The following is a 16,043-nucleotide window of genomic DNA, read 5'->3' as shown; positions in this document are numbered from 1 at the left end:
ACGTATCTTAAAACAACCTAATCAAGAAACGTCACTCATTACATTTGAAGCGGCTGTTAATGGAAATGACCAGCACTCTGAAAAAGAGTCTGGTCATTTTTGATTGCTTAATTTAGTTTTAATTTTGTAGCAGTCCCGATTCCTTTTGTATGAACATCGACCTTAATACGAACGGTTAGCTCGGGATAAAGGGTTGGCCAGTCTTTTTTTATTCGATTCCATGCATGGTAGTCCTCTCGGTGTAGCACTTCACTAAATTTTAAAATGTCGGCTTGATAGGTTTGTTGGATCGTATGAAGCGTGCGTTCTAAGCTCTCTTTAATTTGTCTACTCGTCTCTTTATTTAATGCATCGATAGTTTCAGGTTTCGTTAGATCCAGATGACAACCTACCTCAGCTATGTTTTGGTCAATATCAAGTTGAATCGTAATGGAAGGGCTGTCATTTTGGAAATGGCCCGTCACCTTTGTTGAAGAATTGATAATTTCTGTCGATATTTTTCCTTGCTCAGGGCAGGCAATATTTTCAAACGTACTTTTTATATGATTGTTTAAAAAATTATAATCTCTGCTTTCTTGTTCGGTTAAAAAGCCAATTAGCTTATAATTTTTAAAAACGGCCATTCCACCATATTGTAATTGTACAGGGCTCTCAATTTTCTCTATATTGCTAATAGATTTTCCAATATCCGCATCTCCGAGTATTTGAATAGAAGGTAATACGGCACTATGATCAATACCACCTAAAGATTGGACTAAATCATCTAAAATTACAGATTCTGTCGTTCCCCATGCAGCTTCCGAAACCTTTAAGGATTTAAACATTTTACTGGCTGGAACATCCTCTAGCGGTGTTAAAACACTTAAAATTTCTTGTGCAGTCGCATCTTGGGTAACGATAATGTTAAATTCGCTCCGACCCTCAGCATCCCTTTGAAATAAATCCAAAATGCTATTCATTCCTTCTTTAGCCATTTCCTCTCCAACAATAATGATCTGGGCATGTGCATAATAAGGCTTCCTTGGCGTCAGCGTTGTTAATTTTCGAATGGCATCAAATAAAGATTTTCCCTTTGCATGATAGGTGAAAACAGGAACTTGAAAGCTGGTTGCTTTGTTCGAGGCTACTTGACTAGGGTTAACGATTTGAACGGAGATTTCAACAAGCTCGTCTGATTTATCGACCCCAACAGCCGTAACAATGGCTAATTCGTTTAACTCTCGTTTATTCCAACAGCCACCTAGTAAAAGAATCACGCTAAGCAGTAGGATGAAAAATAGTGTGTGTTTGATGATGGGCACCTCCTCTAGGAAAAGGGCTAAGTCATTTCCGATACTATTAAGGATAAGCAAAAGCCATGCAAAATAATCGATATCGACGAGATTCTTTTTGGAGGAAAGTAAAGTATGGAAAGGGAACATATATGTATAAAAGCTGAGAAATGGAGAAAATGGCAATCAAGGAAGTAGAAATAGGTGTAGAAACCATTTTTATCCCAATAAAAGAACCCTAAATATCGGCAAAATGGTATGAGGACATATTGTCATTTAAGCTTCTATATATAGGGCGGGGTATCTGTCATGAAAATCGCTGAACAATGTCCAACCGTCACTTGCTTAGTAAAAGCAAAGGAACATCAGCCATTATGTTTTATAGAGAAATATTTTGGGGTCGGTAAATATTTTAATTTCATGTTGCACAAAATCGAAGAGACATATCAATTTTTAGTGGAGCATGATGTGAAAGTTAATGCTCTAGAAGAGAGAGAAAAACAAAAGATGGAAATCCTTTAGGGGGTTTATCAATCATAAGCGGGTCACTGCATTAACAGTGACCCTAGTAACAAGTCTTGGAGGTGTAAGGCTAATTAGCTTTACACTACTATAGTATACTGGTTCTCTATATTGAAGTAGTTAATTGCCTGGGAAATAGAAAGAAAATTAAGAATTATAAAAATGCTGTTCAACCCCAAAAGAAGGAAGTGCAGTGTCCATAGGCTTCCTATAAGTTATGTGGATGTAACAATTGGAAATGGTGAGTTTCATGAAATCTTTTATGTAACCATTCACCAGCAGAGCTAGGCGTTCAATACAATGTGAAAAATAAAGGTATATAATCATACAGTTGGAAAATGATTGACTCAGATGGCAAGCTATGGGCTCAAGGGACATTAGCAGCTGGAAAAGCACATACGGCAATACTGGAAAAAGGAAGCTATACTATGTCAGAAGGAATGTATTCTATGTCCCTTCTTACGATAGATGGTGAGGAGGGCATGTTTGATTTTGCTGTAAAGTTGGTGGAATAAAAACTTTTTAAAATAGATGTAACTTTTTTAAAACATCACTTGTCTAACTCATTAGTAGAATACAAAAACTAAAGCAAACTAGTAACATTCACTTTTCACAAAGGGACCAGGAGCACATTTTTCGTGTTTTCCTGGTCTTTTTGTGCAGAATTATCTATTTTTAACGAAAAAATGAAACCTTTATGGAATTTAGACGTATTCTTAATTGAATCGAAAGCTAAGCAAAATTTAGTAAGATTCACTTTCACTAAAAAGGCTAGGACCCACATGAGGATGTAGGGATCTAGTCCTTTTTGTATGTTTTTATAGTGATAAAGGAGATTTTCATAGTGTTTAAAAACAAAACAAGCAATAGAATTTTAGTGAAATATCATCTTTTTCAACAACATGAGAGGACCAGCACTCATGGAGAGTGACAGGTCCTTTTGTTTACTTGCTTTGCAAAGTATTTTATAGAATGAACACTATAAAATTTGAAAGGGCAATTTATTTTCTCGAAAAACCATTAAATTCCCTTAAAAGTTTATTGGAAAATATTTTAACTTGTTCAGTGCTCCAACTTATCGTAGTATTATAACGAATCAAAACTAAGCAAATTAGTAAGATTCACTTTCACAATAAAACCAGATGCTCCTCAAAGATGAGCACCTGGTTTTTTGTTTTAGCGGTCAAATATTCATATTAGCTGAGATTTTTAATTTGTAGTAAGCATATAGACAACAAATCAATCCGTCAGAAAATATGATGCCTCTGATCATTCTAAAACAGGCTATACAGCTTTCCATCATATATACTGTCTGCTGGCAGCTATGTTTTAATTGACAAGTATAGGGGTCTTATTCTTCAATGGTTTCTTCATACGTTTTACGACCCGGGTTTATTTTTGTTACTTGGATCGTTATGTCCCCAATGGAATCCTTTGTTAAAGGGATTTTTCCATCTTTCTCTAACCTTTTCCATGTCTTGACGTTGGAGCGATAGAGATACTCTGAAAAACGATAAATATCAACGTCCAACTTTAAACCTTCCTCATAGGTTGTCAATATTTGTTTTTTTACTTCTTTTATAATATTGGCTCTCACCTCATCAGAGTTTATTTTTCCTTTAAATCCATTCAAGGTAGCACGCAAATGAATCGTAATATCAAATGTCACTTGATTATTCTTAATGACAGGCTTCACTTTGACATCTAATTTATCTAAATCAGCAGTTAGATAATCTCTTTCGCCACCTTCTAATTTAAAGGTGACCTCTCCGCGACTAGTTTCATTATGCATCCATTGATTGCCTTTTGCTGCAGAATTCTTAATAAAGCCTTTAAAGCCATCCTTTGAGAGAATTCCTACACCTGAGAACGTTGTTTCTTCAACTTCTTCATCCATCGTTTCCCAATCTTTCATGATGGACACGTAGGGGATACTGACCTCATGGCTCGGTTCATTTAAACCAATAATTAAATTTCTTAAGTTTTGAGGCTCAATAAAGGATTCTTGTTGCGTTGTATTGACAGGATTACTTAATTTTGAAGAAGTTAGAGAATTTCTTAAAATCGGTGTGATAAGCATGACATCTTTAATGGGGTCCGTTGTACTGTAGACCCAAATATGATAACGAGTCTCTCGAAAACGAATGAACGTATCAATCACAGGGATACTTCGTTCATTTTCCATGGCTCGTTCTGTAAAGAGCAAATATCTCATATGCCCCCAAAAGATCTCCTGGTCAGAGGAACGATACAATTTATAAATTGCTTCTTCCACGGTTTTACCTTCAGCAAAGCCTACTTCAGCAGGTGCAACATTGCCACTAGGCTGATCGGATTTCGCTACATCAGCAAAATTAATAATTTGTAGATAAACCTTGTACTGATTATCCTCATAATCTACTCCAACGGCATTGACATAATACATTCTTTGAGGCTCCGTCACATCCCAACAACCGGTCATAAAAAAGGCAGACGTTAAAATGAATAGGAGAAATACGATATGTTTTTTTGTCATCATGTCCCTACTTTTATATTTGGTTAGTTATCAAATAGTTTTGACAAAAATATAAGGATTTATAAGTACGAATGTTGAATAGAGAATAGGCTATGACGGATGTGAATATTCGCGAAGAGAAGTGAAATACTCGTGGAGAGGAGTGAAATACTCGTGGAGAGGAGTGAAATACTCGTGGAGAGGAGTGAAATACTCGTGGAGAGGAGTGAAATACTCGCGGAGAGAAGTGAAATACTCGCGGAGAGGAGTGAAATACTCGCGAAGAGGGGTGAAATACTCGCGAAGAGGGGTGAAATACTCGCGAAGAGGGGTGAAATACTCGCGAAGAGGAGTGAAATACTCGCGGAGAGGAGTGAAATACTCGCGAAGAGGAGTGAATCCTCACGAACGGAGTAAATAACTTATAGCCTGGTACAATAAAAGAGAATGTGTTAATGTAAGTCGCATTAACACACATCGTTTACTTATTTATTCTCTACTAATATGATTAAAAACATGGGTCTCCATTAGTTTATCTTACATTGCAAGAATATATTAGTATGTCCTCTGGTTCTTCCATGAAACTGATTATTAATACTGTCTGAAGTAAGCATTGGAATGCATGGACAGTGTAAGATGATATTTTGGGTAACTTCAAGACACATTATCGCAGAGGATCATTTGTTTTTCCTGAACTTTTTGCAGCATTTTTCAGAAAGATCCACACCTAGTACAAATTTTTTAACTATAACATATTTATACACTACAAACTCGGTATAGATAAAACACAAAGTATAAAAAGTTAAGCCTTCCTAAAAATAGCTCCCATCTCTAAAAAGGTAGAGATGGGAGCTAAATTCCTATGGTATCGCAGCTGTTGTAACCCAGTTAAGTGAGGGCTATTTGAAAAATTCAATAGATATTATAAACGCTCCAACTAACTCAATTGAATAATGGACAAAGAACGATTTGCATAGTTAGCGATTGGGTCGACAGCTGAGGCATTTACTCCCACTATATCGCCTGCGGATAATGAAGCTTGAACAACATAGGTAGAACTGCTTCTATTTAACACATTAAAGAAAGCGAGACCATCTAGAAAAATGGGTTGTCCGTTGACGGTAATACTAACTGTGAAATATGATGGATCTGGGTCTACTGTCGCTTGAGCATTTATCGATATGGCAATTTGATAGACACCATTGCTTTGCACTACTAATTCATTTCCAGATGGACTTACTGTTACATTAGATAAAAAAGGGCCAACATACTGAAATGTAACAGGTGCCGCAATGGGGGATATAATTTCTAAGACGTCACCTCTTATGGACCCATAACTTAAGACACCAATATTGGGTGTGGGAACAGGACCAGGAATAGCAACAATTTTTGGGAAATAGTTTGTTTCTTTTTGACAACAGCCCATATTTATATGTTTATAAGACATTAACTACCCTCCTTTTTATTTACTAAAGGTAGTATATTCGACACTTAATTCAGTAATTGGACGAACACCTAAAGCCCAGTTACTCATATTCGAGCATGGGCTTTTCTCACGTTTGGAGAATATAAAAAGCTATTTTCTTGCCTGAATCAAGGTGAACCAGCTTTTGCCGTTCAATGTTCCGGAAACATTGTAAACAGGCTGATAGAAGCCTTTTGTATCATACATATGCGTAAGCTCTATTAATTCTATAGACAGTTGATCGCCTTTTTTTATTGTAAGTTCTTCGTCTGTTACGAGTGCATTATATTTTATTTGCGGAAATTCGCCATTCTTAATACGTTCATATATCTCAGCAGGGGATAAGATGTTTACTTCCGTTATAAATTGATGGTTACGTAGATTAGATGATAAGGAATATATATCGCCATCTGGTTTCAGCCCAAGACTTACTTCCCCAAGCCAATAATCTTTGTTGATATTAGCGTGATCTGGAAGTGTCCATTCTAATTCACCATTCTCCCATACAGTAAACTCTGCCTCTTGAGGGAGGAGAGCAAGTTCGTCCATTATTGCCTTCGCCTTGTTAACAGAATCTTGTCCTGTTGCTGTAGTTTGGTCAGGCGTATACAGATTCTCTGTTAATGACCAATTACCCTGTGAACTGATAAATAATGTATAAGGATTACTTGCGTTGTCTTCCAATAAAATTTCGCGATCCCCTCTATTTTCCGTTGTACTCGTTGCGGATAAACCTAGTTTCTTTTGCAGCAAGGTTTCAACTTCATCATTCTTAATTATTTTCTTATACACAGGCGCAACTGTGGGTGATGCACTTAAGTATAATGAAGTGGAGACATCAACACCTGACATATTCGATTTTGTATAGGCATTTATTGCAAGATGACCAAACTCCTGTTGGTTGTAGACAATCATCATCCCAACAAAAATCAAACCCATTATGAGTGGGATGGCCAGATTGCCAATTAGACTTTTTATTTTTAATTTTTTGTGCTGAACAATGGAAGCCACAAGTCTATATAACTGGTATCCGATAATCCCACCAATTGAGTTGTTGATTAAGTCATCAAGCTCGAAAATTCCCGCTCCTGTAAGTGTTTGATATGTTTCAATGGATAATGTAGCACTGACGGCTACGAGAAAAAGCCACTTGAATAGTTTAAATTTAGGGAAAAGCAGGGGCAAGAAAACGCCTAATGGTACAAACATTAAAATATTAAAAATACAATTTTGAAGATCTCGTAACGAATATTTTTTCCATGCATCGATATAACCACTAAATGGTTGGAGATTCATCTGCAGAAAATGGGAAGAGCCTCGGCCAATAATCGTTAACTCACAAACAAAAACAATATAGCCGATGAAGAGTGCTCCAAGCATAAGTTTTTTTACGTGGTTTCGTTTCCGAACGGATGGTTCCTTTTTATCATAAAAGAAATAATAGAATGCAATGAGTAAAAACTCAACACCAATAATAATCATTACTGGCAGCATTAAAGATTGAATGTTATTGATAATTTCTGTTACGCCCAATTTAAAACGCTCCTAACTGATGATTTAGCTTTCTTTGATGTAATATTGTCGACTTTCCTTATTGTAAATGGAAATTATTAATAATTATTGAGAATATTTATGAAGATTTCTTAAGATTTTACATCAGCTATACAGGCTTAGGGTGCTAATTTTAATCCCCCAATGTGGCGTCGTTAATACAAGCAAAAAAGGCAGAAGTCAAATTACGTTTGTCATAGCAATAAACCACTTTCATTGCTGTATAACTCTGTAATTATTATAATAAATAACAATAACTGGTAAGGAGATGGTGGAATGAGTAAGAATTTCATTATATTTGGAGCGAGTCAAGGACTAGGTGATGCATTTGTCAAAGGTTTACCCGTCATGGGAGACTCTGTATGGATCGTGTCACGTTCTCGACCTAAAAGCTTAAATCTCAATGATGGTGTCAATCGTCATTGGCTCGCTATTGATTTGTCCAATCAGCAATCAATTCCAACTTTAAAAGAGAAGGTAAAAGACATTCCTTTCGATGTATTAATTTACAATGTTGGCATATGGGAAAAGCGTGGATTCGAGGATGACTATACATTTGATTTGGATGAGGTTGTAGATATTTCAAACATAATCAATATAAATTTGACTTCTACAATTACATATATTCAAGCGCTTTTACCAAATTTAAGACAAGCGGAAAATGGAAAAGTGATTTTAATTGGCTCAACAGCAGGCTTAGATCACACGAACAATGCACAAGTTTCATTTGTTACATCTAAATTTGGCTTACGTGGCATTACAAATGCCCTTCGTGAACATTTAAGAAAAGATAAAATTTCTGTCACATGTATTAACCCAGGGGAGCTAGCAGCAGAAGTACCTTATGAAGAAGGGGCAGAGAAAGCAATACATTTATATGAAGGGACCCGTATTCCTGTACAAGATATTGTATCAATTGTGCAATGTGTCATCCATTTATCACCTGTTTCATGTGTAAAGGAAATTACTATTCCTGCAATAACGGATTTGAATGCTTGATGATCGCCTGTTGTTCAGAAAGCATTGTAGCGGGATTTAATCTTCTATTTGCAATCGAATAGGGCGAATAGAGGATATTGCCGATGCAGTAACGTTTCTGGCTTCCACTGATAGCATCTGGATAATCTTATTTTAAATGTTTCTGACGGTTTTCGTTATAAAACGCAATAATGCTGTGAAGTTCCGATAAGGGGAAAAAACATTGCTTTTCATGCCTAACCTCAAGAAAAAATGGATATTCCAAAATTTAAACAGCTTAGGACTAGACAAAGGTGTTTTTACATGGTATATTGTATTTAATAGAATCATCCGAAAAAAAGATGCAATGAATTCACATATTACAAAAAGTAATCGTGTTTTGATAGATGCTTTTTGTGATATGTGTTTTTTTATGAATGTGATTTTATTTAATTTGATTAATGGAGGTCATTTACATGACACAAGGTACAGTAAAATGGTTTAACGCAGAAAAAGGTTTTGGTTTCATCGAAGTTGAAGGCGGACAAGACGTATTCGCTCACTTCTCAGCTATTCAAGGTGAAGGTTTCAAATCACTTGAAGAAGGTCAAAAAGTTGAATTCACAGTAGAAGAAGGTCAACGCGGACCACAAGCTGCTAACATCGTAAAACTTTAATTTTTAATGAAACATACCACTCTTAATTGAGTAGTATCAGACTGCTGACAAACTCAAATTTGATGTTTGTCAGCAGTCTTTTTTTATAAACGAAACTAAAATCGTGAAGCAGCCGTTTCTCGATTAAAAGTATCTATCTTTTATCAACTATTATCTTCTTAATTTAACCTCTGCTAAATACTCCTCTTCAATTAAAAATCTTTTTTTTCGTAATTTCGCTATTTCTTCTAAAGTTGAATCACACACAAATTTTAAAAAATTTATGAATTCAGGACAATTGACAAAAGAATAAAATAAATAATTAATGAAATAAAAATGGAAAATCGTCTTTTTTTCAGGTTAAATCGATGTCTTGAATTAGTACTCATATCTCGTACAATGCCGTTTTCTTTAAACATGTTACAATACTTGCATTTCTCCAGTACTGAACCTTCTCTAAATTAAGCAATATCATATTCTGAGACGTGTCCCATCACAGAATCCAGTAAGCGAAACAATCCACTGTTAAATAAGAAAATTTTTACGTCGGTATTATATTTCGGAAATTTCAAATAAATAAATGACCAAAACCTAATTAAGTGGTAAAGTATAGAAAAAATGAATGGAGAATGATCTTATGGAAAAATGGAAAAGGGTTGAATTAAAGCATTTTTCAAGTGAATATACGAAAGAATTGAACTCTTTTGTACTTACAGAAGAACAAAAACAATTTTCTGCCCTTCCAAGCAAATTTGGAGAAATTAATGAAGGTCAGTATCGTATTGTCATTTTAAGTGATAATACACCAGTGGGTTTCTTCCTTCTCAATGCAAATGAAAGAGTAAAGAAATACTCTACTAATTTGAATGCAATGTTATTAACTGCATTATCAATTAACCATACAGAGCAAGGAAAAGGTTACGCAAAACAGGGAATGACCTTACTAGTTGAGTTTGTTAAAGCAGAATTCCCTAATTGCGATGAAATTGTTTTAGTTGTAGACAAAGATAATATACCAGCACAAAAACTATATTTAAAAGTAGGATTTGAAGATACAAATGAGAGGCTAATAGGACGAATCGGCGAAGAAATCATCATGAGACAATTAATAAAATAAAGTTAGATCACAAATAAAATCGTCACCAGAGCTGATTCTATATTTTAGGATTCACTTTTTTAAAGTTTGCGAAAAGATTTCCCTCCCTTAATATTTTTCATGACTTTAATAGTAGGGAAAGACACACGATTGTCTACATAGGTAAACTTTCAGCGAAGAAATGACAACATGGCTGACCCAGAGTTGCTGTGTTTCTGGGATTACGGGAAAATATTGAAATTAACCGATCTTCTGCTTATTATGGAGGTGAGTATGAGTTGTATAGTAATACGGCAAATATGCTTAAACAGACTACAAATCTTATCAATGCGTTGAATAAAATAAAACAAAACCTATCTTTTGTAAAATTGTATATTAATAGCGATAGAACACTGGCAATCTATTTTTTAAGTAATGCATATAGTGACTTTAATTTATTCAAAACTATCTACTTATCTGTAACACCTGGTGATCAAACAATTGATGAGTTTTTAGAGAAATATGAAAAATTCTTTGTAGAAGTAAATAAATATTTAGAGGTTTTTACTGATAATAGCGTGGTTGAAGATAGACTTCATAAGGAAGTATTGTTTGCAATCAATGAATTAGAAAGATATCTGTTAAATCTGTTGGATTTGTATAGATAAATACTTAGACATTCCTTACTCAGAGGGATGTCCTTTTATTTTGCAAAGCAATTAGTATATTGGCGTAGGGAGATAAAGCAAAATATAATTTTATTATTAAGCAATCATATGTCTATGCTTTATCTACCCAGTAATATTGAGCAGCAAATGCAGTAGGGGCTGTTGAAGATAAAAGTACAGCATCATCTAGCTTCTTTCCTAACACCTCCTAACTATGAATAAGGAGAATTACCCAAAATCTAATAAAAGTCTATTGAATTTTATTTAAAATAAATAGATTTAGAGGAGCTAAATATGAGAAATGAATAGAAAGATTTGCTTTTGGAATAATGCAAGATTAAAACTCATTATCGTTTAACGCAGTAATTTATTTTGAAATCAAATATATAAATAGAGAAAGGAGGAAAAATATTGTTACATATATCTAAAAAAATAGGAATAGTAAGTTGGGTTGTGACCATTTTATATTTTGTGATAGAGCCGATTTTTATTATGACTGCACTTGTACCCTATAATTTTATGCAACAAGCTATGAGTGATCTAGGAGTAACATCATGTGGGAAGTATACATATTCAATTGCACCTCATGAAATTTGTTCACCTTATCATTTTTGGATGAATGTATTGTTTATAGTAAACGGTTTAACATTTTCGGTTGGAGTGTTGTATCTTTCTCAGTATCTAGAAAGAAATGGAATAAATAAATTAGGAACAGTATTTATTCTTATATTTGCTATAGGAAATATTGTATCTGGTTTTATACCAGCTGATGTTCATTTATTTTGGCATTCCATATTATCACAAATAGGTATGCTTACTGTTTTGTTTGGACTGTGGATTTATGCAAAATCATTGACTAAAGGTAAGAGATGGACCTATTTAAATTTAATTGTTCTTATAACACTTCTTTTCCTTATCATTCTTTTGTTTTTCTTTCCATTGCCAGCAGGTCTATTACAAAGACTTTATTATGGTGTGATTTTCTTGTGGGGTACTGTGCTCACAATTTTATTAAGTTTATCAGAATAAATTATATAAAGCCCAGATATTCAGTTAACGTACCGTAATTGTTAGGTAGTGTCTAGCAATTGAGGATAGTTTAAATGAGTACCTGGGTATTTTTAATGATGTATTGACTTTATATGGAATAATGGTAATAAGGTTTATTATTATCAGTAAAAATTGCAACCTTTCTGTAAGGGACTTGTGGAGTGCTCTCTTTTTAAAAGGTTAAAATTAACTCACTTTTCCATTATCGATTTATTTTTTGTATTCCACATTTTATAAAGCTCTCTATCAACAAGGACTAATTCCATACCTAATTCACTTGCATATTTAGTTAAGGTTAAAGAGGATGGAATAGAGCTAAAGGTTTCCATTCTCGAAATAACACTTTTGGATAGACCAGTTCTCTCAGCCATTTCATCTTGGCTAATATTTTTTTCTATTCTTTTATTTAATAAAGTAAAAGCCAATTTAATTAGCTGTTTTTCATCTTGAGAAATCATTTCATCTTCTATTAATTCATAATAGCGAAGAAAAATTCTTGGTATTATTCTCATTGAGTAATTTTCCAATTGCTACACCTCTTTATTAATCTCTACTATATTATAGAGTGGTTAATATTAGACATTTTAGCTCGTCTAATAAATGAATTTTAGTAATTCTTTATAGTAAAAGGATTACTAAAAAAATTATATCCATTCATTTATAATATTTCTATATATTGTTTTGTAAAGATTAGATTAAAAAGTATTTATGCCTAAATCTGTAATTCAAGAATAGGTTATTTGTAGGATTCTGTATCTATGGTAGTAATTCTATATAATTATATTAATACAGGTAGGAATTATAAGTATTATATAAAAAATTAATTAAGGTTTTCGAAATAAAGCTGATAAAAATTATCTCGTTAGTTTTTCTTAGAGTTGATCTTGTTGGTGAGTATGTATGCTAAATTGATTTTGTATAAAAATTAAAAACGTGGTAAAATAAACCATATAAATCATGATGAAAAATCGGTTTGATAGGGGGGAATTGTGTGATTGATAAGTAAAAATGAAGAATATGTTTATTTAAAAAATCATAAAAACAATGAGTATTGGTAATTACATTTAGGAACGCTTCGTGTACTTAAACAAACGGGTAATTAGTCTAACAAGAATTTGGGAATCAACACAATAGAAAGAGACCGAAAGGGGGATTACTAAATGAATAATAACTTTATTGAAACCATTCAATCGCTTTATTCTGACCTTTTCATTGAAGACTTTTATCCTAATGAAATTGGACAGAATAATAATGTGTTCATTGTAAACAAATCTTTGGTTTTTAGATTTCCAAAATATAAAAATGGAATCAATCAATTAAGAAGAGAGACGGAAATTTTGAAATACATTCAAGGTATCATCTCGACCCCTATTCCGAAGCCAATTTATCAGTCATTTGAAGAGTTAAAACCAGGTAAAGTCTTCACTGGCTATAACCTAATAGATGGTGTTCCTTTGTGGAAGGAAAGCTTAACAGGCGTTAATAGTGTTGAATTGGTTATAGGGTTAGCCAAACAACTTGTTTCTTTTCTTGTAGAACTCCACTCTATTTCAGGGGAAAAAGCAAGTCGAGATTTGAAACTAAAGGTTCGTAACCCACGTGAAGAGATGTATAACCTGTATGATAAGATTCAAAATAATGTATTTCCTTTTATCAGAAACGACGCTCAAAAGGAAATTTCACAATCTTTTGAAACGTTTCTAAAAGGGAAGGCATTCTCAAATTTAGATATAACACTTATACATGGAGATTTCGGAGCATCTAACATCTTGTGGAATCCAGAAACAAGTATGATTTCAGGGATAATAGACTTTGGTGGTTCGGGTTTAGGAGATCCAGCGTATGACTTTGCTGGAATACTCTCTAGCTATGGTGAAGATTTTTTGGATATGTGTATTAACCTATATCCTAACGGTGATGAAATATCTGAACGAGTTAAATTTTATAAAAGTACATTTGCTTTACAAGAAGCATTGCACGGAATTGAGAATGGAGATAGACAGGCTTTTGAAGATGGAATTAAAAATTATAGATAGATTGCTTGCTCAACTAATAGGCGCTTTAGTACAACATAGGCTTCAAACTTCTACATATAGTAAGAGCGTGTTTTGGACAATTTTTATTTTCAAAACACGCTCTTTATGGTTCTCATATCAAGGTTTATTACAAATCTATAGCACGAGAAGTTTGTGATCAAGCCATTTATTTTATCGCTCAACCATATGTTCGAAATGTACGCCCCTTTCCTATGACATCCAATAAAGAAACGATTGAGCGTGTCTTTGTGGATGCAAAGGAAAAGTGTGGAATATGATGGACAACCTTAAGAGGTCTTCATAAATTGTCCGGGTAGGCGATGCTTATTTTTGCTGCCATGAATTTAAAGAAATTGGCTAGGCAAGTTGTTTAAAAGAGCCCTTTTGCTTGAAGAGTCTGTTTTATTGGGTAGTACATTATCATATTTAAACATAATGAAAGAAGAAAAAAGATAAAAGGAATCGAGGGTGAATTTTTCGATTCCTTAAGTCGACAGTCTGGGATCACTCTATAATAGGTGAACCTGATGTTTTTTTATTTACCAAATGAAAGGGATTAGCTTTTTAGTTTTCTGTTTATATATTGTAAATTGTTCTCCGTACTTATTTTGTAAGTAATCATCTGATTTTGGAATATAGCCAAAAACAAATACGAAGAATAAACCAAGAGGGATAAGCAAACTATAAATATTGTTAGAGATTAGTGCTAAGCCTAGTACCCAAAGGCAATCTCCGAGGTAATTAATATGAATCGCATATTTAAATAAACCTCCCGTATAGAGCTTACCTTTGTTTTCAGGATTGTCTTTAAAAGGTTTTCTAAGTAATTCTGAAACTGTGTTTAATATACTTCCTCCTAAAAATAATAGCCAGCCTACAATTAGCATTGTTAAGTTTGGATCCTGTTTGCTCGTAATCATTAAAATAGGAAAGCCCAAATAATAAATCCCAAAAGCTATACTGTTCATAATAGCTTCCTGCATTGCAATACCTCTAGGTAACCAAATAAACATCATAGCTGTTAATCGCAAAGCTGTAATAATTAAAGCAATATAAAGCCCTAGAGAAATGGCAGATTTTCCATATGTATTGAAAGGTAAATAATATGCAATAACTAAATAGATAATCTCAGCAACTAAAATGAAGATTTTTTCTTTTATCGTAGAATTATTTATACCGTACAAAGTAAGGCACTCCTTTGTTATTTATATTTAATAGGAAAAAATACGTCTGTGATATTATTATCCTCTTGTGTACTATAGGGATCTGTTTGATAAACTTCGAACGGTGCACCATTTAGTTTATAGTTATGTTCAGTTATCCAAACATGTAGTTTTGTATGGATGGAAGGTAGTTTATCATAAGAACCAATAAGGGTAGCCATTGCACAAAGACCAGGATTAAATAATCTTGTTTCATTCGTGGCGGTTGTAAGTGGTATTGCCATTTCTACATCATAATTATCAGGTTCATATTCGGCACTATGGAAAATAGCAAGTGGTTTTGCACTAGGTAATAAATTATTGAACATAATTTTACTAAACAACTCATTAAAGTGTTTTAGAAAATCATCGGTATTTATTGTCTTTCGCTGAGATAAGATATCATATGGTAAGTGATCCACAAGTTTAATCTCAATCTGATTTAAATAGCCCATGATACTTCCCTTTTTATCAAGCTCATGAATATCAAGTTTTAATTCATTTAACAATGAAGCATAAAATGTAAGTTGTTGTGTAAGAATTTCTTGTTTTGTTTTCAATTTAGACCTAAGAAGTTTGGTATCATCCCAATTAGTTAAAATAAATTTGATTTCTTCTAAAGAAAATAAATAATTTTTCAATCGCGAGATGAATAAAGCAGTTTCTAATTGAGGAACATTGTAATAACGATAGTTATTTCTAGTATCAACGAAAGCAGGCTTTAAAAGTCCGATTTCATCGTAGTAGCGAAGCGTTTTCAGTGTAAGATGAGATATTTTCGAAAATTCACCAATGGTCAGCATAACAATCACCTCCTTATAAATTATTTTAAATATAAAGCATCCTGTAAGGGGAGGGTCAAATCAATATTACTAAGTTTTCTTAAAGTATTTTTGGCATTCAACATTGGCAACATGACTGCATCGAAAAAATATTTTAGAAGTTAATAAGAAATCTAAGGGTCCTAGCCAGGTTGGCCTAAGCATTCTAGTATTAAATAGTTTGAACCTAAGATGAGTTTCTTTATTAAAATGTCTTTGATTCTCACATCACCACATGTTTATAGTCGAAAGCTATTGGCACTGAAAAGCTTTGG

The 16,043-nt window shown here is 33.6% G+C and carries 16 protein-coding genes; 9 read left to right on the top strand and 7 right to left on the bottom strand.

The window, feature by feature from the left end; translation table 11 throughout:
• Positions 1–107: 107 nt before the first annotated feature.
• Positions 108–1,301 carry a Ger(x)C family spore germination protein gene (locus V6670_RS12580; protein WP_338651305.1) on the bottom strand — a complete coding sequence of 398 codons (1,194 nt, stop codon included), beginning with the start codon at positions 1,299–1,301 and terminating at the stop codon, positions 108–110.
• Positions 1,302–1,580: 279 nt separating this feature from the next.
• Here V6670_RS12580 and V6670_RS12575 point away from each other — a divergent pair, with 279 nt between their 5' ends.
• Positions 1,581–1,793, top strand: a complete 213-nt coding sequence (locus V6670_RS12575) for a hypothetical protein (RefSeq protein WP_338651304.1) — start codon at positions 1,581–1,583, stop codon at positions 1,791–1,793.
• 338 nt (positions 1,794–2,131) lie between these two features.
• On the top strand, positions 2,132–2,308 hold the full coding sequence (locus V6670_RS12570; protein ID WP_186436245.1) for a hypothetical protein: 177 nt from the start codon (positions 2,132–2,134) through the stop codon (positions 2,306–2,308).
• Positions 2,309–3,144: 836 nt separating this feature from the next.
• Here V6670_RS12570 and V6670_RS12565 read toward each other — a convergent pair.
• Entirely contained in the window at positions 3,145–4,308 is a 1,164-nt protein-coding gene (locus V6670_RS12565) for a Ger(x)C family spore germination protein (protein ID WP_141905687.1), read from the bottom strand.
• A gap of 132 nt (positions 4,309–4,440) precedes the next feature.
• Here V6670_RS12565 and V6670_RS12560 point away from each other — a divergent pair, with 132 nt between their 5' ends.
• On the top strand, positions 4,441–4,704 hold the full coding sequence (locus V6670_RS12560; protein ID WP_338651303.1) for a hypothetical protein: 264 nt from the start codon (positions 4,441–4,443) through the stop codon (positions 4,702–4,704).
• Between the two features lie 520 nt (positions 4,705–5,224).
• Here the strand turns inward: V6670_RS12560 and V6670_RS12555 are convergent.
• Together V6670_RS12555 and V6670_RS12550 are read right to left on the bottom strand one after the other, a co-directional pair.
• Positions 5,225–5,734, bottom strand: a complete 510-nt coding sequence (locus V6670_RS12555; protein ID WP_338651302.1) for a hypothetical protein — start codon at positions 5,732–5,734, stop codon at positions 5,225–5,227.
• Positions 5,735–5,863: 129 nt separating this feature from the next.
• Positions 5,864–7,285: a VanZ family protein gene (locus tag V6670_RS12550; RefSeq protein WP_338651301.1), complete on the bottom strand. Its 1,422-nt coding sequence runs from the start codon at positions 7,283–7,285 to the stop codon at positions 5,864–5,866.
• Between the two features lie 294 nt (positions 7,286–7,579).
• Between V6670_RS12550 and V6670_RS12545 the strand changes: the two genes are divergently transcribed.
• The 5 genes from V6670_RS12545 (at position 7,580) to V6670_RS12525 (ending at position 11,688) form a co-directional block, all read left to right on the top strand.
• Positions 7,580–8,302: an SDR family NAD(P)-dependent oxidoreductase gene (locus V6670_RS12545; RefSeq protein ID WP_338651300.1), complete on the top strand. Its 723-nt coding sequence runs from the start codon at positions 7,580–7,582 to the stop codon at positions 8,300–8,302.
• Positions 8,303–8,736: 434 nt separating this feature from the next.
• Positions 8,737–8,937: a cold-shock protein gene (locus V6670_RS12540; protein WP_004225195.1), complete on the top strand. Its 201-nt coding sequence runs from the start codon at positions 8,737–8,739 to the stop codon at positions 8,935–8,937.
• 616 nt (positions 8,938–9,553) lie between these two features.
• Entirely contained in the window at positions 9,554–10,033 is a 480-nt protein-coding gene (locus V6670_RS12535) for a GNAT family N-acetyltransferase (RefSeq protein ID WP_141905683.1), read from the top strand.
• Positions 10,034–10,221: 188 nt separating this feature from the next.
• Positions 10,222–10,659, top strand: coding sequence for a hypothetical protein (locus V6670_RS12530; RefSeq protein WP_338651299.1), 438 nt, complete (start codon positions 10,222–10,224; stop codon positions 10,657–10,659).
• 408 nt (positions 10,660–11,067) lie between these two features.
• The gene (locus tag V6670_RS12525; protein ID WP_338654612.1) at positions 11,068–11,688 is read left to right on the top strand and encodes a DUF998 domain-containing protein; all 621 of its coding nucleotides are present in this window, start codon (positions 11,068–11,070) and stop codon (positions 11,686–11,688) included.
• A 212-nt stretch (positions 11,689–11,900) separates the two neighbouring features.
• On the opposite strand, the gene V6670_RS12520 is transcribed toward V6670_RS12525, so the two are convergent.
• On the bottom strand, positions 11,901–12,236 hold the full coding sequence (locus V6670_RS12520; RefSeq protein WP_036117079.1) for a helix-turn-helix transcriptional regulator: 336 nt from the start codon (positions 12,234–12,236) through the stop codon (positions 11,901–11,903).
• Positions 12,237–12,869: 633 nt separating this feature from the next.
• Between V6670_RS12520 and V6670_RS12515 the strand changes: the two genes are divergently transcribed.
• A complete protein-coding gene (locus V6670_RS12515; RefSeq protein ID WP_338651298.1) occupies positions 12,870–13,745 on the top strand; it encodes an aminoglycoside phosphotransferase family protein in 876 nt (291 codons plus the stop codon).
• Between the two features lie 539 nt (positions 13,746–14,284).
• On the opposite strand, the gene V6670_RS12510 is transcribed toward V6670_RS12515, so the two are convergent.
• Entirely contained in the window at positions 14,285–14,929 is a 645-nt protein-coding gene (locus V6670_RS12510) for a DUF1295 domain-containing protein (RefSeq protein WP_338651297.1), read from the bottom strand.
• Between the two features lie 17 nt (positions 14,930–14,946).
• Positions 14,947–15,750, bottom strand: coding sequence for a MerR family transcriptional regulator (locus tag V6670_RS12505; RefSeq protein ID WP_338651296.1), 804 nt, complete (start codon positions 15,748–15,750; stop codon positions 14,947–14,949).
• Positions 15,751–16,043 lie beyond the last annotated feature (293 nt).

This window comes from Lysinibacillus sp. Y5S-8, from assembly GCF_036894365.1.
In the GTDB taxonomy this organism is placed as follows: Bacteria; Bacillota; Bacilli; order Bacillales_A; family Planococcaceae; genus Lysinibacillus; species Lysinibacillus fusiformis_D.
This window is presented reverse-complemented; position numbering and strand designations above follow the sequence as displayed.

What these genes read in the sequence shown, in the direction of transcription:
- V6670_RS12575 (WP_338651304.1), top strand. Translation starts at nt 1,581, where the DNA reads ATGAAAATCGCTGAACAATGTCCAACCGTCACTTGCTTAGTAAAAGCA.
- V6670_RS12570 (WP_186436245.1), top strand. Translation starts at nt 2,132, where the DNA reads ATGATTGACTCAGATGGCAAGCTATGGGCTCAAGGGACATTAGCAGCT.
- V6670_RS12565 (WP_141905687.1), bottom strand. Translation starts at nt 4,308, where the DNA reads ATGACAAAAAAACATATCGTATTTCTCCTATTCATTTTAACGTCTGCC.
- V6670_RS12555 (WP_338651302.1), bottom strand. Translation starts at nt 5,734, where the DNA reads ATGTCTTATAAACATATAAATATGGGCTGTTGTCAAAAAGAAACAAAC.
- V6670_RS12545 (WP_338651300.1), top strand. Translation starts at nt 7,580, where the DNA reads ATGAGTAAGAATTTCATTATATTTGGAGCGAGTCAAGGACTAGGTGAT.
- V6670_RS12540 (WP_004225195.1), top strand. Translation starts at nt 8,737, where the DNA reads ATGACACAAGGTACAGTAAAATGGTTTAACGCAGAAAAAGGTTTTGGT.
- V6670_RS12535 (WP_141905683.1), top strand. Translation starts at nt 9,554, where the DNA reads ATGGAAAAATGGAAAAGGGTTGAATTAAAGCATTTTTCAAGTGAATAT.
- V6670_RS12515 (WP_338651298.1), top strand. Translation starts at nt 12,870, where the DNA reads ATGAATAATAACTTTATTGAAACCATTCAATCGCTTTATTCTGACCTT.
- V6670_RS12505 (WP_338651296.1), bottom strand. Translation starts at nt 15,750, where the DNA reads ATGCTGACCATTGGTGAATTTTCGAAAATATCTCATCTTACACTGAAA.